The organism is Nonomuraea sp. NPDC059007, assembly GCF_042740555.1.
Classification (GTDB): domain Bacteria; phylum Actinomycetota; class Actinomycetes; order Streptosporangiales; family Streptosporangiaceae; genus Nonomuraea.
Genome location: NZ_JBHYJD010000008.1, coordinates 235457 through 260998, shown reverse-complemented (window position 1 = coordinate 260998; position 25542 = coordinate 235457). Strand labels below are relative to the sequence as shown.

Below are 25542 nucleotides of genomic sequence, written 5' to 3'. Positions count from 1 at the left end.
CCCCGCCCCGCCCCGCCCCCGCCGGGCCGGAGGGGCCCCACCCCCCCCGCCGGGGGCGGGGGGCGGCGCCGCGGCTGCGCTCGCACCCGGCCATCGTCACCGTGCACGACGTCGTCCTGGACGGCGGCCGGCCGTGGATCGTCATGGAGCTGGTGCGCGGCCGTTCCCTCGACCGGGCGGTACGCGAGCACGGCCCGCTCCCGCCCCAGCAGGTCGCCAGGATCGGCGCGCGCGTCCTGGAGGCGCTCGCGGCCGCGCACGCCTCGGGAATCCTGCACCGCGACGTCAAGCCCGCCAATGTCATGCTCACCGACGACGGACGGGTGCTGCTGACCGACTTCGGCATCGCGAGCGTCGCCGGTGACGCCGTGCTCACCCAGACCGGGCTGCTGACCGGCTCGCCCGGCTACATCGCCCCCGAGCGCCTGCGCGGCGAGGCCGACGGCCCGCTCGCCGACCTGTGGTCGCTCGGCGCCACCCTCTTCGCCGCGGTGGAGGGCACGGCGCCGTTCGCCCGCCAGAACCCGGCCGCCTCCATGGCCGCCGTGCTCATGCAGGAACCACCGCCCGCGCGCCGAGCGGGTCCGCTGGCCCCGGTGCTGGCCGTGCTCCTGGAGAAGGACCCGGCCCGCCGATGCTCGCCCGCCCAGGCCGCCGAGTGGCTGAACGCCGCCGCCCAGGGCGCGCCCACGACCGGCGCGGGACGCCGCCGGGCCAAGCCCGCGCGCCGCCGCAAACCCGTCATCCTGGGCGCCGCGCTGGCGGTGGCGCTGGCGGGCACGGCCACGACGGTGATCCTGACGCGGAACCTGCCCGGCCTCACCACCACGACCGCCGGTCCGGCCAGGACCGCCGGCTCGGCCACGACCGGCAGCCCGCCCGCGACCTCGGCTCCGTCCCCGAAACTGTTCACCCGCGACGTCGATTCCTGCGAGCTGCTGAACACCGCCGAGATCCGGGAGCTGCTCGGGCAGGGCGCCAAGCGCCGGTTCGTGAACGCGATCTCCTGTGCCTGGGAGCGTCCGGACGGCACGTACCTGGGCGTCACGGTGGTCCGGTACAAGAAGCTCGCCTTAGCCCGCGACCATCAGACGCAGACGGTCGAATCCATGAAGGACACGCCGAAACACACGCCGGGGACCAAACTCCACAGCCGGCCGAAGGTCGGCGAGGGGTCCTTCATGTTCACTCAGTACTCGACCACCGGCGCGTCCGGGCCCTACCGCTCGCAGTTCGCCTTCCGGCTGGCGAACGTCGTGGTCCTGGTCGTGCACCACAGCACGCGCAGGACCGGGCAGGCGACGACCGTGCGCGCGGCCAAGATCCTCGCGACGAACCTGCGCGAGGGACGCTGATCCGCGGCTCGCCCGCCCCGGGTCACCGCACGGCGCCGGACCTGGTCAGAAGATCCTGGTACCACGCGGCGTCCGGGTGGTCCGTCGCCGGATAGCTGGCCAGCGGCGTGGTCGCGTTGCCCGCCGCGTTGAAGCCCCACCCGCGCACCAGCCGCCCGGCCTGCCGGGAGGAGATCATGAACGAGGAGGCGCTCGCGGGCGCCGCGTAGAACAGCGCGTCCTGCTGGAGTTCGGCGCTGTTGCCCTGCTGGAACTCGATGAAGGCGGTCTGCTGGTAGCGGATGCGCGCGCCGGTGTGCCGGTCGGTGTCCACGCGCAGGGTCTGGGCGGGAGTCGGGCCGTCGGCGCCGGTCCACACGCGCACGCGGGCGGAGCCGCTGACCGAGGTGCTCTTGTCGTAGCGGGGGTCGGAGGTCCTGGCGTTGGCGCTCCAGGCGACCGATCGGGCCGCGGCATCGAAGGCGCCGTTCCACGTCCAGTTCTGGCTGTTCGCCTGGCTGCGGTGGATCTCGCGCAACCGGGTGCCCGCCGGGTCGGTGAACCTGACCGTCGGCAGGACGCCGTTGTCGTAGCGGTTCGAGGCCGACCAGGTGATCTCGCCGTCGGCGGCGAGGCGGCCCACGCGGTACCAGAGCGTGGTCGCGTTCTGCGACTGGTGGACCTCGACCAGGTCGCCGTTGTCGTTCAGGGTGACGGCCGGGGTCACACCGGTGTCGTACTTGCCGTGGCGCAGCCAGGTGACGCGGCCGTCGGCGCCGTACACGCCGGACCAGTACCAGAGGTCGCCGGAGCCCGAGTCGTGCACCTCGACGACCTGCCCGCGGCCGTTGATCGCGACGGCCGGGTTGTGGCCGACGTCCCGCTTGTATTGTGCCCGGGTCCCGCCGTCGCCGGAGATCACCGGGATGACCCGGCCGCGCAGCGCGTCGACCGTGGGCGGCTGCGCGGGGTAGTCCTTGGCCTGCAGCAGCCGCGCGCCGAAGACGGAGGTGAGCTCGTCGTTGAGCGCGGCCAGGTTGCCGGCGGCGTAGGAGCCGTTGTCCGTCAGGTTGTCCTTGACGTCCAGGGCGACGACGATCGGCGCGGCGTCCGGGTGCCGCGCGGACCAGTTGTTGATCACGGCGAGCCAGTCGCGCAGGTTGTTGGAGCCGGGGTTGCCCGCCTGGTGGTCGACCTCGTCGCCGGGGGAGTCGTGGCCGACGGCGTAGTCGCGGGAGGTGGCGTAGCCGTTGTCGTGGATGTCGAGTTCGATGAAGCGTATGCCGCGGTCGAGCTGGTGGGGGATCGACTTCCTGGCGCCGCCGATGTCGCCCGAGTAGCTGTTGTGCGTGGCGCGGAAGATCGCCGAGGGTAACGGCTGGTCGGTCTCGGCTTGGGCGGGCCCGCCGTACAGGATGGGCGCGACGAGGGCGAATAAGGCCAGGACGGTGCGTGGTCGGGGCATCCGAAGATCCTCACGTCGGGAATCTCTCCCGACAATACGATCACCGGCTCCGGCCAGCCACCCCCGACTACTTTAGATGACTGACTCAGTCAGCTATTGTGCGAGGTATGGACGACAGAGCGGTGAACCTCGTCGGCGCTCTGGTCGTCGGGCTCGCCGACGAACTGGACGAGGCCACGCGGCGCGTCACCGCCCAGGGCGCCACCGGGGCCTCGGCCCTGGCCACGATCCTGGCCGTGCCGGGCGCGCACGTCGACGAGCTGAGCCGGGTGCTCGGCATCACCGGCTCGGGGACGGTCCGCCTGGTCGACCGGCTGGCCGCCGAAGGCCTGATCGAACGGCGTCCGGGGCGTGACCGGCGCAGCGTGTCGCTGTGGCTGACCGAACGCGGCACCGAGATGGCCACGGAGATCGTGGCCGGGCGGCGGGCCGTACTGCGAAGGGCGCTCGGCACGCTCACCGGCGAGCAGGCCCGGCAGCTGACCGGCATCGTCGAACAGGTGCTGACCACCCTGGCCGTCGGCCGCGAGCGCGCGGACCGCATCTGCCGCCTCTGCGACTACGCCGCCTGCCCGCAAGACGACTGCCCCGTCGAACGGTCACTGTCCTGAACCGCCTGCGCCGCGCTGTGGCTGGTCCACGGGGCCTGACCTTCACCACGGCCATCGAGTCCGCCTGCGTCCTGGAGGCGCGCGTCCGCGGCAGGACCGTGCCGACCGTGGACGTGCTCACGGGTGACGACCTGCCCGTTCGCCTACGCCACGGCGCTCGTGGAACCGTGGATGAGCGGCCGGGAGCCGCTGCCCGCCGACGTGGCCGCGCTCCACAACCACGCGATCAGGCACCTTCCCGCCGGCACGGCAGGTGTGCTCCTCCACATGGTCGTGGGCCGAGGGGGACAAACGAGCCGGGGCCCGCATCCATCGGATGCGAGCCCCGGCCTTCACGCGTACAGACTAGGCGGGAACGATGTTCTCCGCCTGCGGGCCCTTCTGGCCCTGGGTGATGTCGAACGACACCTTCTGGCCCTCACGCAGCTCGCGGAAGCCGCCCTGAGAGACGATCTGCGAGTAGTGCGCGAAGACGTCCGGACCGCCCTCGTGCTCGATGAAGCCGAAGCCCTTGTCCGCGTTGAACCACTTGACAGTTCCGACGGCCATGTCTGTCTCCCTTTGATAGGTGTGCAGAACCGGCATCCGTACCTACGGATTCCGAGTTGCCGCGATGTGCCCATCCGGAGATGACCGGCAACAAAAAACGCACCTGACCAATCACGATCGCCAGGTGCGCCAAAAGTTTGTATGGGGTACCACAACTGCAACTGCCAACGACTGTATCAGGCCCTTGGACTGCCTGCGGTAAAAAGCGGTTAACGGGGGCCCCTGGCCGGGAGTCAGGCTTCGAGTTCGTCCACGGCCTCCCGCAGGCTGTCCCGCAGCTCGGCCCGGTCCGTGAGGCCGTGCCGTTCGATGGCCCGCGAGACCGGCGGGCCGGCGGCCGCGACGATCAGGCGGATGTCCCGGCGCGCCGCGTGCTTCATGGCGGCGATGATCGCCCCCATGCCGTGGACGTCGCAGGCCGGAACCTGTGCGAGGTCGAGGATGGCGGTGGGCGTCTCCCGCTCGTCGACGGCCGCGATCGCCTCCCTCAGCCGCATCGCCGAGCCGCTGCTCAGCGGCCCGGACAGGTGGATGACGACGCCGCGCGTGAAGGCCGTCACGGAGACGCCGAGCTCGTTCGTCATGGGAACACCCCTTACCAGCCGACCTGGTCGCCGAGCCGCAACCGCAGCCACAGCACCAGGCGTTCGTCCGGGTCGGCGAGATCGAAGCCGAAGATCTCCTCGGCGCGGGAAAGCCGGTAGCGGATCGTGTTCGGGTGCACCGACAACCGCTGGGAGGCGGCGGCGAAATCGCCGTCGGCGTCCAGGTAGGCGAGCAGGGTGTCGGCGTAGGTGGTGCCGTGCTCGAGATCGTGGGCGCGGACCGCCGGACCGAGGCTGCGGGGCAGCGCGTCGTGCGCGGCCAGGATCTGGGCCAGCGCCGACAGCGTCGCGCCCGCCCACACCTCGTCGATCGTGGCGACCTGGCACGGCTGAGGCTCGCCCGGCCGGTCGGTCAGAGCGCGCAGGACGAGATCGGCGTCGGCGCGTGAGCTCGCGATCGAGCGCAGCCCCGGCACGAGCGAGCCGAGCCCGGCCTGGATCGGCACCCGCAACGCGCCATGGGCCCGCCGGGCGATGTCGGCGACGAGTTCGTGGTGCGCCTTCGGCGACGGCCCGCTCGGCAGCAGCGCGTAGACGGTGCCGTCGATCAGGGCGCAGCCGTGCCTGCCGTAGTGGGCCTCGCAGTGCAGGCTGACCAGGTCGGCGAGCCGGGTGGCCGCGTGCGCCGCGAGAACGTCGTCGGGCTTGCTCGACACGACGGCGAACGCGGCCACCGCGACCGGCAGGTTCGGGTCCAGGCCGAGCTGTGGCGCGACCGCGGTGACGCTGCTCGGGTCGGCCAGCAGCCGCCGCAGCAGGTCCGCGCGCCTGCGCCGCACGGCGTCGTCGGCGGTACGCGCCGCGAGCAGGTGCAGCGAGACGATGTCGGCCACATCGGAGAGCGCTTGTTCGGCGGCGGCGTCCAGACAGCCCTCCGCGTCGACGACCCAGATCGAGCCCAGTTCCTCGCTGCCCGCGCGGACCACGACACCGAGACGGGGAAGCCCGCCGCGAAACGCCGGGAACCGGCAGGTACGCCCCGCCTTGACCAGCGCGCGGTACACCTCGTCGTAGTCCGGGCCGTCCGGCACCTGCAGGCCGAGGATGCCCTGGCGGCGGCCCTCGTCGATGGCCTGTCCCGGCAGGGTCGAGTACGCGAGGATGCGCCGGTGCGGATCCTCGATCACGGTGGCGCCGCCGACCATCCCCGCGATCGCGTTGGCCAGGGCGAACAGATCGCCGACCGCCGGCGCTCCCGCGGCCTGCTCGAACCGGACGGTGGAGGCGAGGGCGGTGGAGATCATGGCGTCCAGGTGATGCCAGGCGACCGCCTCGTCGGCGGCGAGCAGGACGATTCCCGACCGCCGCGCGGCCTCGGCCAGTCCGGCGGTCGGTTCGCCGAAGCTCTTCACCACCAGGCAGGCGTAGCCGACGCCGGCCGCCGCGTCCACGAGTTCCTTCGCCCGCGTTCCGGCGGTGCCCACGCCGACGGCCAGCAGGATCGCGTCCCTGACGGACGGCAGCGGGGCGCGCGGCTCGAAGATGAGGACGCCGGAGACCGGTACCGGCCCTTCCGGCAGCACGGTCAGCGGGCGCAGCAGCGACGGGCCCAGCGCGTCCAGGACTTGGGCGAGATCGGGTACTCCGGTGTCGAGCATCCTCACCTCTTTGGCCGGCCGTACAAAGCATGCACGGAATGTCTGGACGGGCACCGAATGCGGACGGTCAGGTCAGCGGCGACGCTGTCAGCATGCACGTGCCGTGGGTATCCGCCTACGCAGGAATATCGTCAAAGGAGACAATATGCGAGGTGTTCTCGTGGCCTTCGTGGTCACGGCCGCTCTGGTGGTCACGCCGTCCGCCGCGTCGGCCGGGACGCCACGGTGCGACACCCGGCCCATCCGGACGGCGCTGAAGGCGCTGGAGAAGGTCGGGGCGGGGATCGCGGTGACGGTGAAGAGCCCGCGCTGCGGCGTCTGGACCGGCGGCGTCGGCCTCGCCGACCGCAGGACGGGCCGCAAGGTCACCGGCGACGAGCACAGCCGTATCGGCAGCGACACCAAGACCTGGACGGCGACGGTCGTGCTACAGCTCGTGGGCGAGGGCAGGCTCAAGCTGGACGACACCGTCGACCGATATCTGCCCGGCCTCATCGACACCAAGGACTACGACGGCCGCGAGATCACGATCCGCCAGCTCCTGCAGCACACCAGCGGCCTGCCCGACTACCTGGCCGCGCCGTTCTGGGAGGACGAGGAAGCGCACCGCTGGGACCACATCGAGCCGCTGCAGACGGTGGAGCAGGCGCTGCCCCTGCCCCCGCCCGAGAGGACCCCGTCGGGCTTCGCCTACTCCAACACCAACTACAACCTGGCCGGGCTGATCGTCACGAAGATCACCGGCCGGGGCGTCGGCGATGAGATCAACCGGCGCATCATCAAGCCGCTCCGGCTGCGCGGAACCTCCTGGCCCGGCGACCGGACCACCCTCCCCAAGCCCGACCTGCGGGGCTACATCAAGGAGGGCGGGAGGCTGGTGGACAAGACGGAATGGAACACCTCGGAGGCCGACGCGTCGGGCGCGCTGATCTCGACCGGCGCCGACACGACCGCCTTCTGGACCGCGCTGATGACCGGCAGGCTGCTGGCCCCGGCCCAGCTCGCCGAGATGAAGAAGACCATCAAGGATGACTTCGGCCAGGACTACGGCCTGGGCGTCGAGGGTTACCGGTTCGCCCCCGGCCTGGTCACGTGGGGACACAGCGGCAGCATGGCCAGCGGGCACAAGTTCAGGAACGCCGTCACGGACGACGGGCGGCGGGCCGTCACCCTGCTGATCGGCTCGGACTCGTTCAACTCGGACAAGGTCGAATCCATCATCGGCACCCTCATCCGCGACCTCCGCTGACCCGGGAACGGCGACGCCCCGCCCGCGTCGCCGCACGCCGGCGGCCGAGAACCGTCGCCAGACGCCGGTGGCGCGGACCGCCATGTCGGTGACCCCGGACTGGGCCCGGCCGTCACCTCTCGGCGCGGAGGCCGCACGAGCTGTTCGAGGGGCGGCCGGAGACCGGGAGCGCCGGCGCGCGCTTCAGGCGCGTTCAGGTTCGCTTCAGCTTGTACTGGCGACAGTGAAGTCCCATGACCAACTCCCGAGTGCCGCTCATGATTGCTGCGGCCCTGCTGGCGGCCCTTGCCGGATGCTCCACCTCCGGTGAGACCGGGGCGGCCGCCTCACCCTCCGCGGATCCCGCCAACAAGCAACGCGAGCACCAGGCCCAGCTGGCCTCCTGTATGAAGGGCAAGGGGTTCACCTATCACCCCGTCGTGTCCATGCCGAAGCTCCCGGACGCCATCAAGCAGGAAATGTCCGGCGACTACCAAGGCATGCGGAAATATCGTGAAAAGTACGGGTTCGGCTTCGCCGCCTCCTTCGTCTACCCCAACGACGGCGTCGGCCGGATGGCGTGGCGGACGCAGGAGACCGACGGAAGCGGCGACGACCCCAACGGCAAGGTCGTCGCCGGGCTGCCGGAGGCCCAGCGGAAGGCGTACTTCGACGCGATGGGCGCCTGCACGCTGGTGATGATCAACAAGGTCACCGGCAAGAACATGAAGTCGATGGAGGAGGTCTCCAAGGCCCAGGGCGAGATGCTGAAGCAGATCATCGCCCGCGAGATCGACGGCGATCCCAAGCTGGTGGAGCTGGCAGGCGCGTTCGGCGACTGCCTGAAGGGCAAGGGCTACCGGGTCTCCTCGCAACGTCCCTCGGACATCGCGCGCAGCACCGAGGACCCGTTCATGCAGGAGTTCGGCAAGCTCGGCCAGGGAGGCAAGCCGCCCACCGCCGACCAGGCGCGGCCCCTTCTGCAGCGCGAGATCAAGGCCTCCCTGGAGGACCTGGAGTGCGGCAAGGACTTCTACGCCGCCTACCGGCCCAAGGCGAACGACGTCTACGAGAAGGCCCAGTTCCTGCCCGGTGTGGGCATGATGATGGCGACGGTTGCGAGCTAGCGTGCGCAGATCGAGAGTGCTCGCCCTGGTCGTGGCGGGGGTGCTGGTGATCGCCGCGGCCGGCTGGGTCGTCGGCTCCCGGCTGCGGTCGCCGGCCGAGGAGGCCGCCTCGCGCCGCCCGCCCAAACCCTCCCTGGTCACCGCGGCGGTCGAGCGCCGTAAGCTCACGAGCACGGTGACGGTCAGCGGCACGCTGACGTACGGCTCGCCGCTGCCGATCACCCTGGCCGGGATGGTCGGCGGCAACAGCGGCGGCGCCGGGGCCGGTCCGGGCGGCGGGGCGAACGGCGCCGCCCAGCGCGTCACCACGGCGCCCAAACCCGGCCCGATCCGCGCGGGCCAGACGCTGATGCAGGTCAACGGCCGGCCGGTGTTCGCGCTGCAGGGCAAGAAGCCGATGTACCGTCCGCTCGTGCCCGGCACCGAGGGCGACGACGTCAAACAGCTCCAGCGCGCGCTGCGGGTCCGGGCCAGCGGCGTCTTCGACGCGGCCACGGTGGCGGCGGTGAAACGCTGGTACGCCAAACGCGGCTACAAGGCCCAGGAACCCGACCTGGAGGCGCGCAAGAGCCTGCAGCAGCTCCGCCAAGCCGTCCAGACCGCGCAGGAGACCCTGGCCGCCGACCGCAAGGCGCTGGAGGAGGGCCTGGACGTACGGCCGCTGCGGCTGCGCCACGACAACGCCCGCCGGGACCTGAAGTCGGCGCAGAAGGCGCTGGCCGAGGCGCCGGAGGTCACACCGGAGCAGGAGACCCAGCTGGCCACGCTGCGCCGTGCCGTACGCGCTGCCGAGGAGCAGGTGCTCGCGGCCGAGCAGGCGCTCGCGGAGGCCAGGAAGCCGGCGCCCACGCCGACCGCGACACCGGCGCCCACGCCCAGCGCGGTGGACACGAGCCTGCTGGAGATGAAGCTGGACAACGCCCGGCAGGACCTCGACGAGGCCCACCGGGCGGTGGCCGCCTACGAGGAACAGGTACGCGCCGACCGGGACAAGCGGCTGGAGGAACTGCGCAAGGCGGTGCGCACGGCGAAGGAGGCCGAGGCCACCGCCGACCAGGCGCTGAAGCGGGCCAGGAAGGTCTCGCCGCTGCGGGCGAAGGTCACCCACAGCGTCGCGAACCTGGCCGACGCCCAGACCCTGCTGGCCGAGTTCCGCAAGACCTACGGGGTCAGCGTCCCGGCCGGTGAGATCGTCTTCCTGCCGAAGCTGCCCGCCCGCATCGACAAGGCCGAGGTCAAGCCGGGCGACACCATCGAGGGCAAGGTCGCGACCGTGACCAGCTCGGCCTTCGCGGTCACCGGGTCGGTCGAGGCCAAGGAGGCCAAGCTGCTGCGCCCCGGCCAGGAGGCCTCGATGGAGACCATGGACGGAACGCAGCTGCCCGCCACGCTGAGCGCGGTGGGGGAGGACGCCAAGGCGGGAGCGGACAAGCCGAAGGGCGAGGAGGCGGAGACCGGTTCGGTGCCCGTCCTGCTCTCGCCCGGCTCGGCCAAGAAGCTCAAGTCGCTGGTCGGCTCGCCCATGACCGTGCGGATCTCGGTCGGCTCGACCGAGGGCGAGGTGCTGGCCGTCCCCGTGGCCGCCGTCATCACCTCCGCCGACGGCCGGCCCCGGGTCAGGGTCGCCGTGGACGGCGACCGTGCCCGCGAGGTCGAGGTGCGGACGGGCCTGACCGCCGACGGCGTGGTGAAGGTGACGCCGGTGCGCGCGGGCGAGCTGAAGGAGGGCGATCGGGTCGTGGTGAGCGATGCTTGAGCCCGTCATCGAGCTGGCCGGCGTCTGCCGGGACTTCCCGTCCGACCCGCCGGTACGCGCGCTGGCCGACGTGGACCTGCGCGTCGAGCAGGGGGACTACATGGCCATCGTCGGGCCGTCCGGGTCCGGCAAGTCCACCCTGCTCAACATCCTCGGCCTGCTCGACCGGCCGAGCGCCGGCACGTACCGGCTGGACGGGGTCGAGACCACGGCGCTGCGCGACGGCGGGCGGACCCGGCTGCGGGGCACCCGCATCGGCTTCGTCTTCCAGTCCTTCCACCTGCTGTCCCACCGGACGGTCGTGGAGAACGTGATGCTCGCCGAGGTGTACGGCCCGCACCCCCGCTCCGGCCGCCGGGCCCGCGCGGAACAGGCGCTGGAGCAGGTGGGCATGAGCCATCGCATCCGCTTCCTGCCCGATCGCCTGTCGGGCGGCGAGCGCCAGCGCGTGGCCATCGCCCGCGCCCTGATGGCCAAGCCCGCCCTGCTGCTGTGCGACGAGCCGACCGGCAACCTCGACAGCCGCAACACCGAGGCCATCCTCGACCTGTTCGACGGCCTGCGCGCCGACGGCCTGACGATCCTGGTGATCACGCACGAGGACGGGGTGAGCGCACGCGCCAAACGCCGGGTCCGTATCGCGGACGGGGTGCTCAGTGAAGCTCCGTGACCTGTGGGCCGAGTCGATGGCGGGGATGCTCGCCCGCCCGGTGCGATCGGCCCTGACCACCCTCGGCACCGTCCTGGGCATCGGCACGCTGGTGGTCACGCTGGGCATCGCCGCCACCGCGGGCAACCAGATCGTCGGCCGGTTCGACGAACTGCTGGCCACCAGCGTCACGGTCGAGGTGCCCCGCGGCGGCCACAACCCCATCGTGACCTGGGACGCGGCCAAGGAGCTTCGCCTCCTGCGCGGTGTGACCTCGGCGACGGCGCTGGCGCAGAGCGACAAGAGCTCCAACCTCGTCGTGACCGCCAACAACCTGCTCGACCCCACCCGGGTGTCCGGGCAGACGCTCGCGGTGGTCGCGGCCACCCCCGACCTGCCGCAGACCACCCTCGGCCGGATGCTGGCCGGGCGCTACTACGACGCCGGCCACGTCACCCGCCGCGACCGGGTCGTAGTGCTGGGGGAGCAGGCCGCCGCCATGCTCGGCATCACCAGCCTGGAGCACGCGCCGGCCGTGTTCATCAAGGACCGCTCCTACACCGTCATCGGCATCATCGGCGGCCTGCGGCGCGAGCAGATCCTGGCCAGCGCGGTCCTCGTCCCGCCCACGCTGGGCCCCGACATCGGGCTCAAGGACGTCACCCGCGTCCTGGTCGCCACCCAGCTGGGCGCCGCCGAGCTCATCGCCCGCCAGGCGCCGCTCGCGCTGAGCCCCAACCGCAGCGCCGAGTTGCAGGTGATCGCGCCGCCGAGTCCCAAACGGGCGCGCGACGGCGCCCAGGACGACGTCAACGGCCTCTTCCTCATCCTCGGCCTGGTCTCCCTGGTCGTCGGCGCGGTCGGCATCGCCAACGTCACGCTGGTCACCGTCATGGAACGGGTCGCCGAGATCGGCCTGCGCCGCGCACTGGGAGCGGCCCGCCGCCACATCGCCGCCCAGTTCCTGATGGAGTCCAGCCTGATCGGCCTGACCGGCGGGGTGATCGGGGCAAGCGTGGGCATGGTGACCGTCGTCGCGGTGGCCGCCGTGCGCCAGTGGACCCCGGTCCTCGACGTACGGCTGGCGCTGGCCGCACCCGTGGCCGGCGCGCTGGTGGGACTGCTGGCGGGCCTGTATCCGGCGCTGCGCGCGGCCCGCATGGAACCGGCGGAGGCGCTGCGGTGAAAAGCCTTTGAGCCGCAGGGAGCGCGCTGGCTAGCCTGCCGTCCGTGATCTCACTCGCTCGACGCCGCCTGACCCCTGCCGAGACCGGCCCGGCGCTTCACGCCCTGTCGGCGTGGACGCCGCCCGACGCCCCGGCCGGCGGCCTCCATCCCGGAGACGTGGGCTGGTACCTGCGGCTGGACGACGCGGCCGTCTTCCTCTGGACGGACGGGGCGGCGCCGGTGGCGGCCGGATTCCTCGACGGCCCCGTGCTGCGGGTGAGCGCCGCGCCCGGGGCCGATCTCGGCGCGCTCGCGGCCGACGCCGGGGACCTGCTCGAACCCGGCAACGACTGGTCCGACGGGCTGCCCGTGCCCGGGTGGGAACGCGAGCAGGCCGGCTGGGTCGTCATGTCGTGGACCCCGCGGCCGGTGCGCATCCGCGCCCGGCCGGTCGCGGACGCCGACGCGGCCGACCGGGTGCTGGTGCAGCGCTCCGCGTTCACGGGATCCACGTTCACCATCGAGAAGTGGCACGCGATGAAACGCTCGCCGGCGGGCGGGCTGGCCGTGGAGACGCTGGTGCGCACGCCCGCGGGGGAGCCCGCGGCCGCCGCGACCGGATGGTTCGCGGGCGTGGGCAGGTGCGGGCTGCTCGAACCGGTCGGCACCGCTCCCGGCCATCGCGGGCACGGCTACGGGCGCGACGCCGTGCTGGGCACGTGCGCGGCCCTCGTCCAGCGGGGCGCGAGCGCGGTCGCCGTGCTGACGCCGTCCTCGAACCACGCTGCGGTGGCGCTCTACCGATCGGCCGGATTCACGGTCCTGCGCGAGAACCACGACTGGGTCCGCCCCGGCCGGGACTCCGCCCACGCTTCGGTCTGATTCTTCGCGAAAACGGGTACGTTTCTAGCCATCCCCCTCGCCGGTGACAGCGTCGTGACCAGGGAGGCGAGACGATGGCTTCGTTCGGAGGCGGCTCGGGAGTGTTCCGGCGCAAGCCGGTGGAGCAGATCGCCAGCGAGCACGAAGGGGAACTGACGCGGGTGCTCGGCCTGTGGCAGCTCACCGCGATCGGCATCGGCGGCATCATCGGCGCGGGGATCTTCGCCCTCGCCGGCGCGGTCGCCAACCAGACCGCCGGGCCCGCCGTGCTCATCTCCTTCCTCATCGCCGGTGTGGCCAGCGCGGCCGCGGCGTTCTCCTACGCGGAGTTCGCCGGGCTCATCCCGAAAGCGGGCTCCGCCTACACCTACGGTTACGCCGTCCTGGGTGAGCTGGCCGGGTGGCTGATCGGCTGGGACCTGCTGCTGGAGTACACCGCGATCGTCGCGGTCGTGGGGATCGGCATCTCGGGCTACTTCGGGTTCCTCGTCGGCAACCTCGGCCTCGATCTGCCCGCCTGGATGCTGGGCGCGCCGGGGACCGGGCCCGGCCGGGTCGTCGACCTGTTCGCGGTGGTGTTGTGCCTGCTCATCGCGTTCCTGCTGAACCTCGGGATCAGGGCCGCGGCGCGGTTCGAGACCTTCGTCGTCGTGGTGAAGGTCGCCGTCGTGCTGATGGTGATCGTGGTCGGCTTCTTCTTCATCAACCCGGCCAACTACACCCCCTTCTTCCCGTTCGGCGTGACCGGCGCGATCACCGGCGCGGCGACCGTCTTCTTCGCCGTCTTCGGCTACGACGCGATGAGCACGGCCGCCGAGGAGTCCAAGGACGCCCAGCGCCACATGCCCAAGGCGATCATCTACTCGCTGGCCATCTCGATGGTGCTGTACGTCCTGGCCACGCTGGTCCTGACCGGCATGCAGAACTACCGGGACATCGACCCCGAGAGCGGGTTCTCCTCGGCCTTCGCCGCGGTCGGGCTGTCCAAGCTCGCCGGCGTCATCGCGGCCGGAGCGATCATCGGCATCCTCACCGTCATGTTCACCTTCATGCTCGGCGTCACCCGCGTGTGGTTCGCGATGAGCCGGGACGGGTTGCTGCCGCGCTGGTTCGCCAAGGTTCACCCGGTGCGGCGGGTGCCGAGCCGGATCACCTGGATCGTCGGCGTGGTCTCCGCCCTCATCGCCGGGTTCCTGCCGATTCGCGAGGCGGCCGAGCTGACCAACATCGGCATCCTGCTGGCCTTCGTCGTGGTGTGCGTGGCCGTCATCGTCCTGCGGTACCGGCAGCCGGACCTGCCGCGTACCTTCCGGACACCGGGCATGCCGGTGGTTCCGGCCATCGGCGTCATCTTCTCAGTGTGGCTGATCACCTTCCTGAGCCCGGCGACCTGGCTGCGCTTCGCGATCTGGTTCGCGATCGGCCTGATCATCTACGCCGCCTACAGTTACCGCCACTCCGCGCTGAACCGCCCGCGGGAGTGACGGCGCCCCGGGTTCAGATGCCTTCGACGAGGATCACCTCGCCTTTCAGGTGGTCCGTGCGGAGGTGGAGGATCTCCTGGTAGGCGGCCGAGTCGTAGAAGTCGCGGGCGTGCTTCATCGACGGGAACTCCACCAGGATCACGTCGCCCGGCCATTCGCCCTCCCGGACGTCGACCTCGCCGCCGCGCACGATGAACCGGCCGGAGAAGGGGTCCAGGGTGGCCTGGACCCGGTCCTTGTACTCCAGGACGTCGGAATGGATCTCTTCGGGCTTGCGCAGGTGGGCGAGCAGGTAAGCGGTCATGATTCCTCCAGGGTCAGATGGCGGTCGGGAACTCAGGCTCCGGCCGGAACCTTGTCGAGAAAGCCGAGCACCCGGGCGATCCGGCCGTCCTCGCCGATGACGGCGACGTCGAAACCGATGGCCAGCGGCTCGCCGCCCTCCGGGCCCAGGTGCCAGGTGAACCGGGCGATGTCGTGGTGGGCGTCCACGGGCCCGCCGAGGCTGAACACCAGCCCGCCGAACTGGCCCCGCACGGCGGCGATCGTCGCGTCGAGACCGTCGCGGCCCCGGACCGACACCAGCGGGTCGGTGTACACGGCGTCGTCGGCGAAGACCTCCGCCAGTTCCGCCCGGCGGGCCTCGGCGTCGGTCCGGTTCCAGGCGGCGAGGTAGCGCTTGACCAGCTCGTTGATGTCGCTCATGTGCCTTCTCCTCAGATCGTCCGTTCGTCTTGCCCCCAACGTTAGATAAACGCCGGGCACGGCGAATCTGTCGCACTTAGGTACTTTGCTCGCGCAGTTCGCTCAGCCGTTCCCCGGCGAACGAGCGGATCTCCTCGTCCCCGGCCCCGGCCGCGTGCTCCAGGAGGCCCATGTCGTCGGGGCCGGACAGGCTGGTGGCGGCCGCGGCGGCGAACAGCCTGGTCACCGGGTCGCCGTCCGCCAGCCGGGTGATGATGCCGGAGGCGTCGGGCTCCTCGTCCTCCTGCAGGACCAGCCACTCGGTCAGGTCCCTGAGCCGGCCGGGAGGCAGGCACGACGCCCCCGCCTCGAGTTGCTCGACGGAGGCCTCGGTCAGGAACTCGAGGACCTTCCAGCGGATGGCGCTCTCCGGATCCCGGCTCAGGGCGAGGACCTGGGCGATGACGGGTCCGTGGCGTTCGCCGGCGTTCTCCAGGACGACCGCGATCGCGTAGTAGCCGACGATGCGGTTCCGGTGGGAGAGCAGGGCCGGGATCTCGTCCATCATCGGGGCGGCGAGCTCGGCCAGCTCCGCCAGCAACCAGGCGCCCGTCCCGGCGACCGCCTCGTCCTCGCCGTGCAGAAGCCTGCCGAGGTTCTCGACCGGGTAACCCGCGCGCAGCTCGCCGAGCAGGTCGCCGGCCGCCGGGCCCACGATGTCGTCGTCGGCCGGATGCGTGCGGATCAGCTCGATCAGAGCGTCGCCTGTGCGCGCTTCCATCGCTCCCTTTCGCGCCGCCCCGGGCGGCGGCCTCCCGCCCGTGCGCGGCCGGGGTCCGCGATGGATTCGCCCGTACGGCATGCGGCCCGTCGCGGCGTGGTGGTCGAGTCGTGATCTGCCTCTGAGGCGATCTCCCCTCCTGTCATGCCCAAGCACGATATCGCTACTTATCGCGATATTGAGGGTCCGTGTAGGAGATCTATCGCGCCGCGCGGAGGTACAGCGCGAGCGGCACGACGGCGGCCGAGGAGACGGCGATGGCCGACAGGGCGGCGGGCAGCCCGACGTGCTCGGCCATGAAGCCGATCAACGGCGGCCCGCCGAGCATCCCCGCGTGGCCGATGCTGGAGGCCAGGCTCACACCCGCCGGTCCGCCGAGCGCCCCCGCCTGGGCGATGGCCAGCGGGAAGACGTTGGCCAGCCCGCACCCCACCACCACGAACCCGGCGAACGCCACCGCCACCGAACCCGTCCACGACGCGGCCAGGCCGCCGCACACCGCCAGCACGGCGCCGGTCACGAGCACGGTGCTCTGCCCGAACCGCGCCACCAGGCGGCTGCCCGCCAGCCGGGTGATCGCGATCGCCACCGAGTAGGCCGAGAAGCCGTACGCGGCCAGGTCGGCCTCAGCGTGCAGGTCGTCGCGCAGGTGCAACACGCTCCAGTCGGCCACCGCGCCCTCGCCGAACGCCGCGCACACGGCCAGCACGCCGCACAGCGCCACGGCCAGGCGGAACGTCCGCGGCCCGCCCTTGGCGGGGGCGCTCGCGGTGGCGGGGACCGTCCCGCGCAGGAGCGGCCTGGCCAGGACGGCCGTGCTGAGGAGGGTGAGGGCGGACACCAGCAGGAAGTGCTGCGTGGTGGTCAGCGAGCCGAGGAGAAGGCCGCCGAGCAGCGCCCCCGCGAGGCCGCCGGCGCTCCACAGTCCGTGCAGCACCGACATGACCGGCCGTTGGGTGGCCCGCTCGACCTCGACGGCCGCGCTGTTCAGGCCGATGTTGAGGGTGCCGTAGCACAGCCCGGTCACGGCGAGCGTCAGGCACAGCGCCACCATCGTGTCCGCGAGCGAGATCACCGGCAGGGCCAGGCTGAGCAGGGAGATGGCGGCGAGGATGACGCGGCGCGTGCCGTAGCGCAGGCAGAGCCGTCCGCTCACGGTCATGGCGAGGCCGGTGCCGATCGCCATGCACATGAGCGCCACGCCGAGACCGCCGGTGGAGACGCCGAGGTGGTCCTTGACCGAGGGGATGCGAACCACCCAGGTGGCGAAAACCACGCCATCCAGGAGGAAGAACAGCGAGAGGGGCATAGCTGGCAAACTAACAGGACGGTATCCAGAAAGAAAAGGTGTGCGGCCGCATCGTCTCCGCATAGCGGATGTATCAACCCGCTCAGGCACCTTTGCCTTACAGCGACCACGACGAAGGAGCACACGATGACCAGCACCGCCACCACCGCGTACGAGGGGTTCACGGCCGAGGAGCGCGCCGCGATGAAGGACCACGCCAAGGAGCTGAAGAGGACGGCCCGCCGCAGCGAGGCCGACAAGGCCGCGGAGGCGGTGCGGGACGTGCTCGCCAAGATCGCCGAGATGAACGACGCGGACCGCGTCCTGGCCGAGCGCGTCCACGCCATCGTCACCGCCAGTGCCCCGGCCCTCGCCCCGAAGCTCTGGTACGGCATGCCCGCCTACGCGCTCGACGGCAAGCTCGTCTGCCACTTCCAGCCCGCGGAGAAGTTCAAGGGACGCTACGCCACGCTCGGCTTCAGCGACCCGGCCAAGCTGGACGACGGCGCGATGTGGCCGGTCTCCCACGCCCTGATCGAGGTCACTCCCGAGGTGGAGGCCCGCATCAGCGCGCTGGTGAAGCGGGCCGTGAGCTGACTCATCCCTTGAGCCCGGTGCGCGCCAGTCCCTCGGCGAACTGGCGCCGGGCCGGCACGAGCAAGATCGGCACCGCGGTCGTCGAGGCTGCGGTGAGCTGGATGTGGCAGCGGGTTCAGGTCTGGGTGGCGGGCGGGCGGCGCTTGCGCGGGGCGGCCGAGCGGGGCGGCAGTGAGCGCATGTGGTCCCGGACTCCCACCATGATGTCGCCGAGCCGGCTGAGGTCCTCGTCGGCCAGAGGGTCGAACAGCATGCCGCGGACGACCTGGATGTGCCCCGGCATCACGCGTCCCAGAAGCGCGAGCCCGTCCTCGGTGATGGTGACCAGGGTGGTGCGCTCGTCGTCGGGGGAGGGGCCGCGGGTGATGAGGCCGGTCTTCTCCAGCAGCCCGGCCTGGTAGGTGAGGCCGCTGCGGCTGTAGACGACGCCGTCGGCCAGTTCGGTCATGGTGAGCCGCCCCTGCGCGTTCGCGAGCCGGGCCAGGAGCTGGAACTGCACGTAGCTGAGCCCGCCCACGGCCTGGAGTTGCTGCTCGACGTGGTGCTGAAGCAGGCTGACGGCCTCCATCAGCGCGAAGTAGGCCCCCAGCTGCCGGGGGTCGAGCCCCGGAACGCCGTCGTCGGTCATCCGCACATCCTATATGTTTCGAACTCAAAGCATTGTGACCAGGATCACCTCCGCATCGGGTATTGCTTCGAACTCAAAGCAAGCTACTGTCATCACACGCTTCAACTTCGAAGCAATTCTCTGAGGAGAGATCATGAAGGCAGTGCGCTACCACTCCTACGGCGACACCGGCGTCCTGGTCCACGAGGACGCCGACCTGCCCGCCGCGGGACCCGGCCAGGTGGTGGTGAAGGTGGCCGCCACCTCGTTCAACCCGGTGGACGTCGCGATCCGCGCCGGCTACGTGCGGGAGGTGTTCCCGCTGACCCTCCCGCACATCCCGAACTTCGACCTGTCCGGCGTCATCACCGCGGCCGGTGAGGGGGCGGAGGGCTGGAGCGAAGGCGACGCGGTGATCGGCTTCCTCCCGATGACCGCCCCCGGAGCGGCGGCCGAGTACACTGTCGCCCCCGCCGGCATCCTGGCGGCCGCCCCGCGGACCGTGGACCTCGCCGACGCCGCCGCCCTGCCCGCCGTGGGCCTCACGGCCTGGCAGGCACTGTACGAGCACGCCGCCCTGCGGGCAGGCCAGCACATCCTGATCAACGGCGCCGGCGGCGCGGTGGGCGGATACGCCACCCAACTGGCCAAGGAGACCGGCGCCGTGGTGACCGCCACCGCGAGCCCGCGCAGCGCCGGCCGTATCCGCTCCTACGCTGCCGACCACCTCGTGGACCACACCGAGACCCCCGTCACGCGGGCGCTGGAGGGCCGCCGGTTCGACGTGGTGCTGAACCTGGTCCGGACGACCCCGGAGGAGACCGCCGAGCTGACGAACCTGGTCGCCGACGGCGGCGCCTTCGTCAGCACCACCACCGCCGCCGAGGACGCCGGCCGCGGCGTGCGCGTCGCACAGGTCTTCGCCCGCGGCGACGCCGCCCAGCTCGCCGAGCTGGTCGCCCGCGTGGACGCGGGAACCCTGAAGATCGACGTGGCCGCCCGCCGGCCGCTGGGCGATCTGGCCGACGTCCACGAGGAGGCCGTCGCCGGTCGCCTGCCCGGCAAGACGATCCTCATCCCCTGATCACCGGCCTCAGGGGGTCGCTTCCGGGGGGTCGGCGCGGTAGCGGAACCCGGGGGAGACGGGCGGGTCGCCGCGGTACAGGAACTGGCAGACGTCCAGCCAGAGCTCCCGTTCGGCCGCGAGGCCGGACGGAGGCTCCAGGCCCAGCTCGCGCAGGACCAGCCGCCGGTGCAGGTCGAAGGCGGACTTGAGCTGGTCGGAGAAGGCCAGCGCCGCCTCTCTGGCCCCGGCGTGGACCACCATGGCCAGGACGAGCACCGCCGCCACCAGCACGAGCCCGGCGGCGACGCGCAGCACCGGGACGAGGGCCGGGGGAGCGGCCAGGAAGAAGAGCACCGCCGGCAACGACAGCAGCGCCGCCGCCAGGGCCGCCACGACGAGGGGGTGGCGCAGCCGTACCAGAGCGGCGATGACGACGAGCGCCGCGGCCAGGCAGCTCCACGCGAGCGCGCCCGGCCCCAGCGGCGCGCCGGCCGCGGCGAGGACCGCGACCGGGACACCCACGACGACCAGGTACGCGGCCAGCGTGAGCATGAGGTCCAGCGACGCCTTCGCGTCCTTGAGCGCGGCGGCGAAGGGGTCGGGCAACAGCGGCTGCAGCCGGGACCAGATCACGACCGGATCCAGGCCGTACCGCAGCCGGGGATGTTGCTCGGCGGCCAGCAGGATGTTGCCGATCGCGGTCGGCACGACGTCGACCGGGTCGTCGGGATAGAGCACGAACAGCCGCTGCTGGACGGCGGCCCGGCGGGAACGCACATCCTGCAGGAACCGCCCGGCCAGCCGCGTCGCCGTGGCCACCAGCCGGGCGAAGCGCGGGTCGTCCAGCTCCGGAGCGCCGGTCGAGGCCAGGGCGGCGAGCCGGGCGCTCAGTCCGGGCAGGATCGCCGAGGCCCGCTCGGACGGCAGCGCGTCCGCGTCCGCCCAGGCCCGCTCGACCGCCTCCAGCTCGGCGGCCGGATCGCCGCCGAAGGGCACGCCGGGCTCGCCGGGCCTGGGCAGCGACTCGACCGCCTGCAGGAGCGCGGCTTCGTGGAGCTCCAGGCGCTCGTCGGCCCTGAGATCGCGGGCCCGCGCGTCGCGGTGGCGGGCCGTACGCCGGCGGGCCAGCGCCGTGAGGGGCGCCGACTCGCCCCAGCGCCCCTGGAAGACCTGGTCGGCCACCGGCCGCAGGTTCACCAGCGCGAACGACCACAACGCGACCACGACCAGGAACCCCACGATGAGCAGCGCCTGGACCAGTCCGGGCAGCGCCGCCCACAGCCGCACGGCCACCCGGGGGTCCATCGCGGACCACACCACGGCCACGACCAGGACGCCCGCCGCCACCAGCGTCGGCAGAAAGGACGACAGCAGGGCTCTGCGGTCGAAGTAGCCGGTGATCTCTTTCAGGACGGTGGCGAACACCGGGCCGTCAGCCTCCTTCGAGCTCCATCGGGCCGTGGGACCACACGCGCGAACACGCCGGGGGACCGTTCGTGGCCGAGCGGGGCAACCTGCGCGAGGGCGGCTCGCACTTGCGGCAGACGTAGCGCCGCGAGGGCAGGCCGGGCGCGTTGCCGAGCCGCTGCGACCCCTCTTCGAGCAGCTCCAGCGGGAGCGCCGCGGCCACGTCCGCGCGGGCCACGATCCCGTACGGCCGGCCGTCCCGCTCCACGAGCACCCCCGGCACCTCGGTGAGCAGCCCGAGCAGGTCGGCCAGGTCGAGCAGGACCGTCTCCTCGACCCGGTCGCCGTCCAGCTCCACGACGACCAGCGGCGGATAGGGCCCGCCGCCGTCCACGACCGCGACCACCCGCTCGTCGTGCGTGAGCGCCGCGAGACCGGGGCCGCGAGGCGGCGCGGGCCCGATGGGGGCCTGGTCCGGGAAGGTCCTGACGCGCACAGCGATCATCCGGTTCGCCAATCTCCCACGAGCGTGAAGGCTGCCCAATGGTAGGGGTCGGCGAACGGCCTGCGCCCGTAGTCGACGGGCTCCGGCGCCTCCGCCTTCAGCCGCAACCGGCGCAGCTGACGTCGTACCAGCTCGGCGGGCACGTCATCGCCGCCGGCCAGCAGTTCCTCGTACAGGGCGATGGCCGCTGCGAGGTCGCCGGCGCGTACCCGCAGCCGGGCCACGTCGAGCCGGGCGTCGGCGCCGGACTCGATCCGCCGGATCGCCTGCGCGCAGGTCATGTCCCTGACCGCGAGCTGGGCGGCGGCGAGCGCCTGCGCGGGTCCTTCGCCGTGGCCGCGCCAGCGTGCGTAGAACTCGCGCATGAGGAGCCCGGTGGACAGGTCGTCGACCGGCCACAGGCTCACCAGCAGCGAGGCCGCCCCGGCGTACATGAACGCCCGGACCAGCCCCATCAGCTCGTCGCCCGGCCGGTTCTCGCCCAGCCCGCTCTCGCAGGCGCTGAGCACGACCAGGCTGGCGTTGAGCCGCAGGTCGTAGACGTCCTCGACGGTGAGGCGGGCGCCGCTCAGCAGGATTCCCGACTGCTCGGGGTGCTCGGCGTCGAAGGCGGCGTGGCAGGCCAGGTGGATCACGTCGTAGGCGTCGGCGCCGTCGGCGAGCAGGTCCCCGGCCGCGTCCCGGCCGAGGTGGGCGCGGGCGCCGAGCAGCCCGGCGACGGCCACGGCCTCGGCCCTGGCATGGCGCAGGTCGCCGCGGGAGTCGCCCAGCACCAAGGCCGAGAACGGCCGCCGCCGCGCTCCCCGGCGGGCCCGGCACAGCGCCAGCACCGAGGCGCTGGGCAGGTAGCAGACGGGGTTGCGGGCGATCAGCGGCGCGCCGTTCACGAGCGTCGCGTGCAGCGGCAGGTGGTGCAGGGGACCGGAGGGCACCAGGCAGATCAGCTCGCCCGGTTCGGTGGCCCGCTGCAGATGCCCGGCGAGGGGGCCGGGCTCCTCGTCCGGCCAGGACGACCAGGCCGTGCCGTACCGGCCGGCCAGAAGCAGGCCGATGCCGGTGGGGCCGGTGGCGGCGAACTCGGCGAGGAGCACGGCCGGCTCGCCCGGACCCGTCGTCAGCAGATCGCGTACCTCCGCTGCGGAGCTGATCTGCCCCGCGACCGATTCGCGGGCCCCGAGCGTGGCCCGCAGCAGGCGTTGCTCCAGCCGCCGCAGGGCCGGGCCCTCGCGGGAGATCTCCGTGGCGAGCCGCTCGCCGAACCCTTCGTCGCGCTCGCCCAGGTCGACGCCGAGCGCCCGCAACGGGCCGAGGTCCGCGCCGGGGTCGGCGGCCACCTCCAGCAGCAGGCGGCGGCGCTCGCGGGCGGCGGCGACGGAGGCGGCCAGCCCGGCGGTCTCGGGTCCGCGCAGGGGCGGGCCGAGCGTGAGCCCGTCCACGAAGGCCCTGGCACGGCCGCGTTCGACCAGTTCCAGGGCGGTGTCCAGGCGGGCGGCCGCGACCGCCGCCCACAGCGCCTCGGTCAGGACGGAAAGGTTGCCCGCCTGCCAGCTGATGCGGTCGTCCTCGGCCCGGAAACCGCCTCTGACCCGGTCGTTGAGGTCGAGCGCGACGAGCAGGCCGGACAGCGCGGCCGCCGGCCTGCCCATCGAGCTGAGGATCTTGCCGCGGCCGTAGTGCCAGCCAGCCCTGGCCGACGACGGGGCGGCCGGGTCGGGCCGGTGCTCGTCCAGGGTGCGCAGCGCGGCGCGCGGGTTGCCGCCCACGCGCTGGGCGTCGGCCAGGTTCCCCGCGATGATCACCTGTTCGTGCGCGTCGAGGTCGTCGCGGTCGAGGGTACGCCGCAGGATGCGGGCCGCCTCGGCGTGTTCGCCGCTCAGCCGGTGGATCGTGGCGAGCACGTTCGCCGCCTGGAGATCGTCGCCTACCTCGCCCAGGACTTCCAGCGCCTCGTCGAAGCGCCCGCTGTCGCGCAGGACCCGGGCCTTCAGCAGCCGCCTCGACCTGACCAGGTAGTCCGGGCCGCTGTCGGACGAGGGCCGGCTCAGCCGCTCCAGCGCGGCCGGCAAGTCGCCGAGCCGTACCGCGATGTCGGCGTGGACGAGGTCGATGTAGCCCTGCAGGAAGCCGAGCGCGGTCACCATCACCTCCTGGTGGTCGAGGTCGAACACCATGGCCGAGTGGCCGCGCTGCTCGGCGTCGGCCTGCCGGGCGGCCAGGTCGGCGTGGCCCCAGCTCGGCAGGAACTCCGCGTTCGGGATCACCCCGAGGAAGGCGATGACCGCCTCGGCCGCGGCCAGGTGGTCCATCGCGCGCTGCACGTCGGAAAGGCGCAGCAGGACGTCGGCGTGGAGCAGGTCGATCTGGGCGGCGAGCTGCGGCAGCCCGGCGGCGACCGCGTACTCGCGGGCCGTGGCCAGCGCGAATGCGCTGTCGTCGTGCGCCTGGCTCGGATTGAGCGCGAAGGTGAAGGCGACGAGCATCTCCACGACCGTCTCCAGCCCGGGAATCGCCTCCAGGATCCGGTCGCACGGCTCCGCCTTCTTGCCCAGCAGGATCATCAGGGCTTCGCGCAGATCGGGGATCGCCAGCGCGTACTGCAGCAGCCAGCGCAGCGCGTTCATCGGCCTGGCCTCGCCGGGCGGCGCCGCGCCCGCCGCGTCGATCAGGCACTCCAGGGCGTCCATGACGTTGGCGCCGTTCCACCCGGGTTCGCCTTCGGCGTGCGTGACGTGGGCCATGCCGCGCAGCAGCAGCCCGTACCAGTCGCCCGGCGCCTCCTCCAGCAGCACGTCCAGGTGCGCCAGCGCCGCCATCGGCCGCCAGCGCGTGATGAGGACGTCGGCGAGGATCCGCCGGACGCCGGGATGGCGCGGATGCCGGGCTGCTAGCAGTTCGAGCAGCCCGCCCATCGCCTCGAACGACTCCATGTCGTACGGCCGCAGCCGCATCTCCTCCAGGACGACCAGCGCCCGCTCGACCTCGTCCAGCACGATCAGGCAGCGAGCCCTGGCCAGCCGCGACGGCGCGTCGTCGGGCAGCAGTTCCATGATGGCAGCGGGACTCTCCACCGCCTCGGCCAGCTCCTCCAGCATGCCCTGGAGCCGGGCGAAGCCGCGCAGCCGAGGGTCGGCGAGCGCCTCGGCCACGCAGAGCGCGGCGTCGCCGTCCCGCTCGCCGTCCGTCAGCAGCGACAGCCGGAAGGCCACCACCTGCTCGGCCAGCGCCTCGGTGGGCAGGGTGTCCAGATAGGGCAGGTTCGCCGTGGGATCGGCGGCCAGCACCTCGGCCTCGGCGCTGGTCTGCGCGACGCAGACGGTCAGGTCGACCAGGGCCTCGTCCATCAGCCCGGCCTCGACCAGGAACTCGGCCCTGACGAGCCGGTGGCGGGGCTGGCCCGGCTCGCCGTACACGGCCGAGCCCATCGCCTCGATCGCCTCGGGCAGCCGGTCCAGCCTCGCCAGCACCCTCGCCCGGCCCTCGTGGGAGCCGTACCGGGCCGGGTCGGCGGCGATGAGCCGGTCGAAGTAGGCCAGGGACTCCTCCAGCCGGCCCTGCCGGGCGGTGCCGTACGCGGCGGCGAACAGCGCGGAGCGTTCGTTCTCGTCGAGGGTGAGCGCGAACTGGGTGAGGACGGTGGCATGGGTCTGATCCCCGTGGTGGTGGGCCGCCCGCGCGGCCTTCCCGAGCGAGGAGGCCGCCTCGGCCACGCCCTCGTCGGCCACCCCGGGCTCGCCCCACTCCCATTCCCCCCATAACCGGACCAGCTCCAGCCCCGCGCCGGCGGCGGCCTCGAAGTCGTCCATGACCGCCTCCAGGACCACGAGCTTGCCCAGCGCGAGCAGTTCGCCGCGCGGCAGGTCCGCCGCCCGGCAACTGGCGCGCAGCCGGGTGAACAACCGGCGCAGGGCGTCCATGTCGCCGAGCGCGCCGTGGACGCCTTCGAGCAGTTCGGCGAAGAGGGCGAAGGCCGTCAGCCGCCCGTCGGTCCACTCCCCGCCGCCGTCCACCCGGTCGAGTCCGCGCTGGAGCAGCTCCGCGGCCTCGGGCAGCCGGCCTTCGCCGGCGAGCGCCTCCGCCTGGCCGGCCCACTCCTGCGCCCAGTCGTACGAGATGGCCATACGCGCTCCTCGTCAACCGCGCCCCCGGCGCGAA

Annotated in this window: 23 protein-coding genes; 11 read left to right on the top strand and 12 right to left on the bottom strand. The window is 72.4% G+C overall.

Annotated elements, in window-relative coordinates; all coding sequences use genetic code 11:
- The coding region (locus ACFWY5_RS15875; RefSeq protein WP_379632548.1) for a serine/threonine-protein kinase at nt 1-1355 on the top strand (1355 nt) is incomplete at its 5' end.
- 22 nt (nt 1356-1377) lie between these two features.
- Here the strand turns inward: ACFWY5_RS15875 and ACFWY5_RS15870 are convergent.
- Nucleotides 1378-2799 (bottom strand): hypothetical protein, encoded by a 1422-nt coding sequence (locus ACFWY5_RS15870; RefSeq protein ID WP_379632546.1) that lies wholly within the window; start codon nt 2797-2799, stop codon nt 1378-1380.
- A gap of 107 nt (nt 2800-2906) precedes the next feature.
- Between ACFWY5_RS15870 and ACFWY5_RS15865 the strand changes: the two genes are divergently transcribed.
- The gene (locus ACFWY5_RS15865) at nt 2907-3410 is read left to right on the top strand and encodes a MarR family winged helix-turn-helix transcriptional regulator (RefSeq protein ID WP_379627772.1); all 504 of its coding nucleotides are present in this window, start codon (nt 2907-2909) and stop codon (nt 3408-3410) included.
- A 345-nt stretch (nt 3411-3755) separates the two neighbouring features.
- On the opposite strand, the gene ACFWY5_RS15860 is transcribed toward ACFWY5_RS15865, so the two are convergent.
- The 3 genes from ACFWY5_RS15860 to ACFWY5_RS15850 form a co-directional block, all read right to left on the bottom strand.
- Nucleotides 3756-3959, bottom strand: coding sequence for a cold-shock protein (locus tag ACFWY5_RS15860; RefSeq protein WP_184963150.1), 204 nt, complete (start codon nt 3957-3959; stop codon nt 3756-3758).
- Nucleotides 3960-4192: 233 nt separating this feature from the next.
- Nucleotides 4193-4543, bottom strand: a complete 351-nt coding sequence (locus ACFWY5_RS15855) for an STAS domain-containing protein (protein WP_379632544.1) — start codon at nt 4541-4543, stop codon at nt 4193-4195.
- 11 nt (nt 4544-4554) lie between these two features.
- Nucleotides 4555-6162 (bottom strand): PucR family transcriptional regulator, encoded by a 1608-nt coding sequence (locus ACFWY5_RS15850; protein ID WP_379632542.1) that lies wholly within the window; start codon nt 6160-6162, stop codon nt 4555-4557.
- A gap of 145 nt (nt 6163-6307) precedes the next feature.
- On the opposite strand from ACFWY5_RS15850, the gene ACFWY5_RS15845 reads away from it, so the two are divergent.
- The 7 genes from ACFWY5_RS15845 to ACFWY5_RS15815 all read left to right on the top strand — a co-directional run bounded on the left by ACFWY5_RS15845 (nt 6308) and on the right by ACFWY5_RS15815 (nt 14455).
- Nucleotides 6308-7411: a serine hydrolase domain-containing protein gene (locus ACFWY5_RS15845; protein ID WP_379632540.1), complete on the top strand. Its 1104-nt coding sequence runs from the start codon at nt 6308-6310 to the stop codon at nt 7409-7411.
- A 233-nt stretch (nt 7412-7644) separates the two neighbouring features.
- The gene (locus ACFWY5_RS15840; protein WP_379632538.1) at nt 7645-8517 is read left to right on the top strand and encodes a hypothetical protein; all 873 of its coding nucleotides are present in this window, start codon (nt 7645-7647) and stop codon (nt 8515-8517) included.
- Nucleotide 8518: 1 nt separating this feature from the next.
- The gene (locus ACFWY5_RS15835) at nt 8519-10273 is read left to right on the top strand and encodes a peptidoglycan-binding protein (RefSeq protein ID WP_379627783.1); all 1755 of its coding nucleotides are present in this window, start codon (nt 8519-8521) and stop codon (nt 10271-10273) included.
- Complete coding sequence (locus ACFWY5_RS15830) at nt 10266-10943, top strand: ABC transporter ATP-binding protein (RefSeq protein WP_379627785.1); 678 nt, start codon at nt 10266-10268, stop codon at nt 10941-10943. The genes ACFWY5_RS15835 and ACFWY5_RS15830 overlap by 8 nt, the downstream gene beginning before the upstream one ends.
- Nucleotides 10930-12108: an ABC transporter permease gene (locus tag ACFWY5_RS15825; RefSeq protein WP_379627788.1), complete on the top strand. Its 1179-nt coding sequence runs from the start codon at nt 10930-10932 to the stop codon at nt 12106-12108. Before ACFWY5_RS15830 ends, ACFWY5_RS15825 begins: the two co-directional genes overlap by 14 nt.
- A gap of 44 nt (nt 12109-12152) precedes the next feature.
- Nucleotides 12153-12971 (top strand): GNAT family N-acetyltransferase, encoded by an 819-nt coding sequence (locus tag ACFWY5_RS15820; protein ID WP_379632536.1) that lies wholly within the window; start codon nt 12153-12155, stop codon nt 12969-12971.
- Nucleotides 12972-13045: 74 nt separating this feature from the next.
- Nucleotides 13046-14455, top strand: coding sequence for an amino acid permease (locus ACFWY5_RS15815; RefSeq protein WP_379627560.1), 1410 nt, complete (start codon nt 13046-13048; stop codon nt 14453-14455).
- Nucleotides 14456-14468: 13 nt separating this feature from the next.
- Here ACFWY5_RS15815 and ACFWY5_RS15810 read toward each other — a convergent pair whose 3' ends face one another.
- The 4 genes from ACFWY5_RS15810 to ACFWY5_RS15795 form a co-directional block, all read right to left on the bottom strand.
- Complete coding sequence (locus ACFWY5_RS15810; RefSeq protein WP_379632534.1) at nt 14469-14759, bottom strand: DUF1330 domain-containing protein; 291 nt, start codon at nt 14757-14759, stop codon at nt 14469-14471.
- Between the two features lie 32 nt (nt 14760-14791).
- Nucleotides 14792-15160 (bottom strand): nuclear transport factor 2 family protein, encoded by a 369-nt coding sequence (locus ACFWY5_RS15805; protein WP_379632532.1) that lies wholly within the window; start codon nt 15158-15160, stop codon nt 14792-14794.
- Nucleotides 15161-15236: 76 nt separating this feature from the next.
- Nucleotides 15237-15920: a hypothetical protein gene (locus tag ACFWY5_RS15800; RefSeq protein WP_379632529.1), complete on the bottom strand. Its 684-nt coding sequence runs from the start codon at nt 15918-15920 to the stop codon at nt 15237-15239.
- A gap of 199 nt (nt 15921-16119) precedes the next feature.
- Nucleotides 16120-17229, bottom strand: coding sequence for an MFS transporter (locus tag ACFWY5_RS15795; protein ID WP_379632527.1), 1110 nt, complete (start codon nt 17227-17229; stop codon nt 16120-16122).
- Between the two features lie 126 nt (nt 17230-17355).
- Here ACFWY5_RS15795 and ACFWY5_RS15790 point away from each other — a divergent pair, with 126 nt between their 5' ends.
- Entirely contained in the window at nt 17356-17805 is a 450-nt protein-coding gene (locus tag ACFWY5_RS15790) for an iron chaperone (protein WP_379632525.1), read from the top strand.
- A 115-nt stretch (nt 17806-17920) separates the two neighbouring features.
- Here the strand turns inward: ACFWY5_RS15790 and ACFWY5_RS15785 are convergent, their stop codons facing one another.
- Nucleotides 17921-18433: a MarR family winged helix-turn-helix transcriptional regulator gene (locus tag ACFWY5_RS15785; RefSeq protein ID WP_379627546.1), complete on the bottom strand. Its 513-nt coding sequence runs from the start codon at nt 18431-18433 to the stop codon at nt 17921-17923.
- Nucleotides 18434-18566: 133 nt separating this feature from the next.
- Here ACFWY5_RS15785 and ACFWY5_RS15780 point away from each other — a divergent pair, with 133 nt between their 5' ends.
- A complete protein-coding gene (locus ACFWY5_RS15780) occupies nt 18567-19496 on the top strand; it encodes an NADP-dependent oxidoreductase (protein ID WP_379632523.1) in 930 nt (309 codons plus the stop codon).
- Nucleotides 19497-19505: 9 nt separating this feature from the next.
- On the opposite strand, the gene ACFWY5_RS15775 is transcribed toward ACFWY5_RS15780, so the two are convergent.
- From ACFWY5_RS15775 to ACFWY5_RS15765, 3 genes are read right to left on the bottom strand one after another with little or no spacing between them, the layout of a single operon-like run.
- Nucleotides 19506-20903 (bottom strand): hypothetical protein, encoded by a 1398-nt coding sequence (locus tag ACFWY5_RS15775; protein ID WP_379632521.1) that lies wholly within the window; start codon nt 20901-20903, stop codon nt 19506-19508.
- A gap of 7 nt (nt 20904-20910) precedes the next feature.
- Complete coding sequence (locus tag ACFWY5_RS15770) at nt 20911-21390, bottom strand: hypothetical protein (RefSeq protein WP_379632519.1); 480 nt, start codon at nt 21388-21390, stop codon at nt 20911-20913.
- Nucleotides 21387-25508: a CHAT domain-containing protein gene (locus ACFWY5_RS15765; protein ID WP_379632517.1), complete on the bottom strand. Its 4122-nt coding sequence runs from the start codon at nt 25506-25508 to the stop codon at nt 21387-21389. The genes ACFWY5_RS15770 and ACFWY5_RS15765 overlap by 4 nt, the downstream gene beginning before the upstream one ends.
- Nucleotides 25509-25542 lie beyond the last annotated feature (34 nt).

Coding starts and splice junctions, on each gene's coding strand:
- ACFWY5_RS15785 (WP_379627546.1), bottom strand. CDS start 18,433: ATGACCGACGACGGCGTTCCGGGGCTCGACCCCCGGCAGCTGGGGGCC.
- ACFWY5_RS15810 (WP_379632534.1), bottom strand. CDS start 14,759: ATGACCGCTTACCTGCTCGCCCACCTGCGCAAGCCCGAAGAGATCCAT.
- ACFWY5_RS15865 (WP_379627772.1), top strand. CDS start 2,907: ATGGACGACAGAGCGGTGAACCTCGTCGGCGCTCTGGTCGTCGGGCTC.
- ACFWY5_RS15780 (WP_379632523.1), top strand. CDS start 18,567: ATGAAGGCAGTGCGCTACCACTCCTACGGCGACACCGGCGTCCTGGTC.
- ACFWY5_RS15770 (WP_379632519.1), bottom strand. CDS start 21,390: ATGATCGCTGTGCGCGTCAGGACCTTCCCGGACCAGGCCCCCATCGGG.
- ACFWY5_RS15805 (WP_379632532.1), bottom strand. CDS start 15,160: ATGAGCGACATCAACGAGCTGGTCAAGCGCTACCTCGCCGCCTGGAAC.
- ACFWY5_RS15795 (WP_379632527.1), bottom strand. CDS start 17,229: ATGCCCCTCTCGCTGTTCTTCCTCCTGGATGGCGTGGTTTTCGCCACC.
- ACFWY5_RS15845 (WP_379632540.1), top strand. CDS start 6,308: ATGCGAGGTGTTCTCGTGGCCTTCGTGGTCACGGCCGCTCTGGTGGTC.
- ACFWY5_RS15840 (WP_379632538.1), top strand. CDS start 7,645: ATGACCAACTCCCGAGTGCCGCTCATGATTGCTGCGGCCCTGCTGGCG.
- ACFWY5_RS15860 (WP_184963150.1), bottom strand. CDS start 3,959: ATGGCCGTCGGAACTGTCAAGTGGTTCAACGCGGACAAGGGCTTCGGC.
- ACFWY5_RS15765 (WP_379632517.1), bottom strand. CDS start 25,508: ATGGCCATCTCGTACGACTGGGCGCAGGAGTGGGCCGGCCAGGCGGAG.
- ACFWY5_RS15870 (WP_379632546.1), bottom strand. CDS start 2,799: ATGCCCCGACCACGCACCGTCCTGGCCTTATTCGCCCTCGTCGCGCCC.
- ACFWY5_RS15790 (WP_379632525.1), top strand. CDS start 17,356: ATGACCAGCACCGCCACCACCGCGTACGAGGGGTTCACGGCCGAGGAG.
- ACFWY5_RS15850 (WP_379632542.1), bottom strand. CDS start 6,162: ATGCTCGACACCGGAGTACCCGATCTCGCCCAAGTCCTGGACGCGCTG.
- ACFWY5_RS15830 (WP_379627785.1), top strand. CDS start 10,266: ATGCTTGAGCCCGTCATCGAGCTGGCCGGCGTCTGCCGGGACTTCCCG.
- ACFWY5_RS15855 (WP_379632544.1), bottom strand. CDS start 4,543: ATGACGAACGAGCTCGGCGTCTCCGTGACGGCCTTCACGCGCGGCGTC.
- ACFWY5_RS15800 (WP_379632529.1), bottom strand. CDS start 15,920: ATGGAAGCGCGCACAGGCGACGCTCTGATCGAGCTGATCCGCACGCAT.
- ACFWY5_RS15815 (WP_379627560.1), top strand. CDS start 13,046: ATGGCTTCGTTCGGAGGCGGCTCGGGAGTGTTCCGGCGCAAGCCGGTG.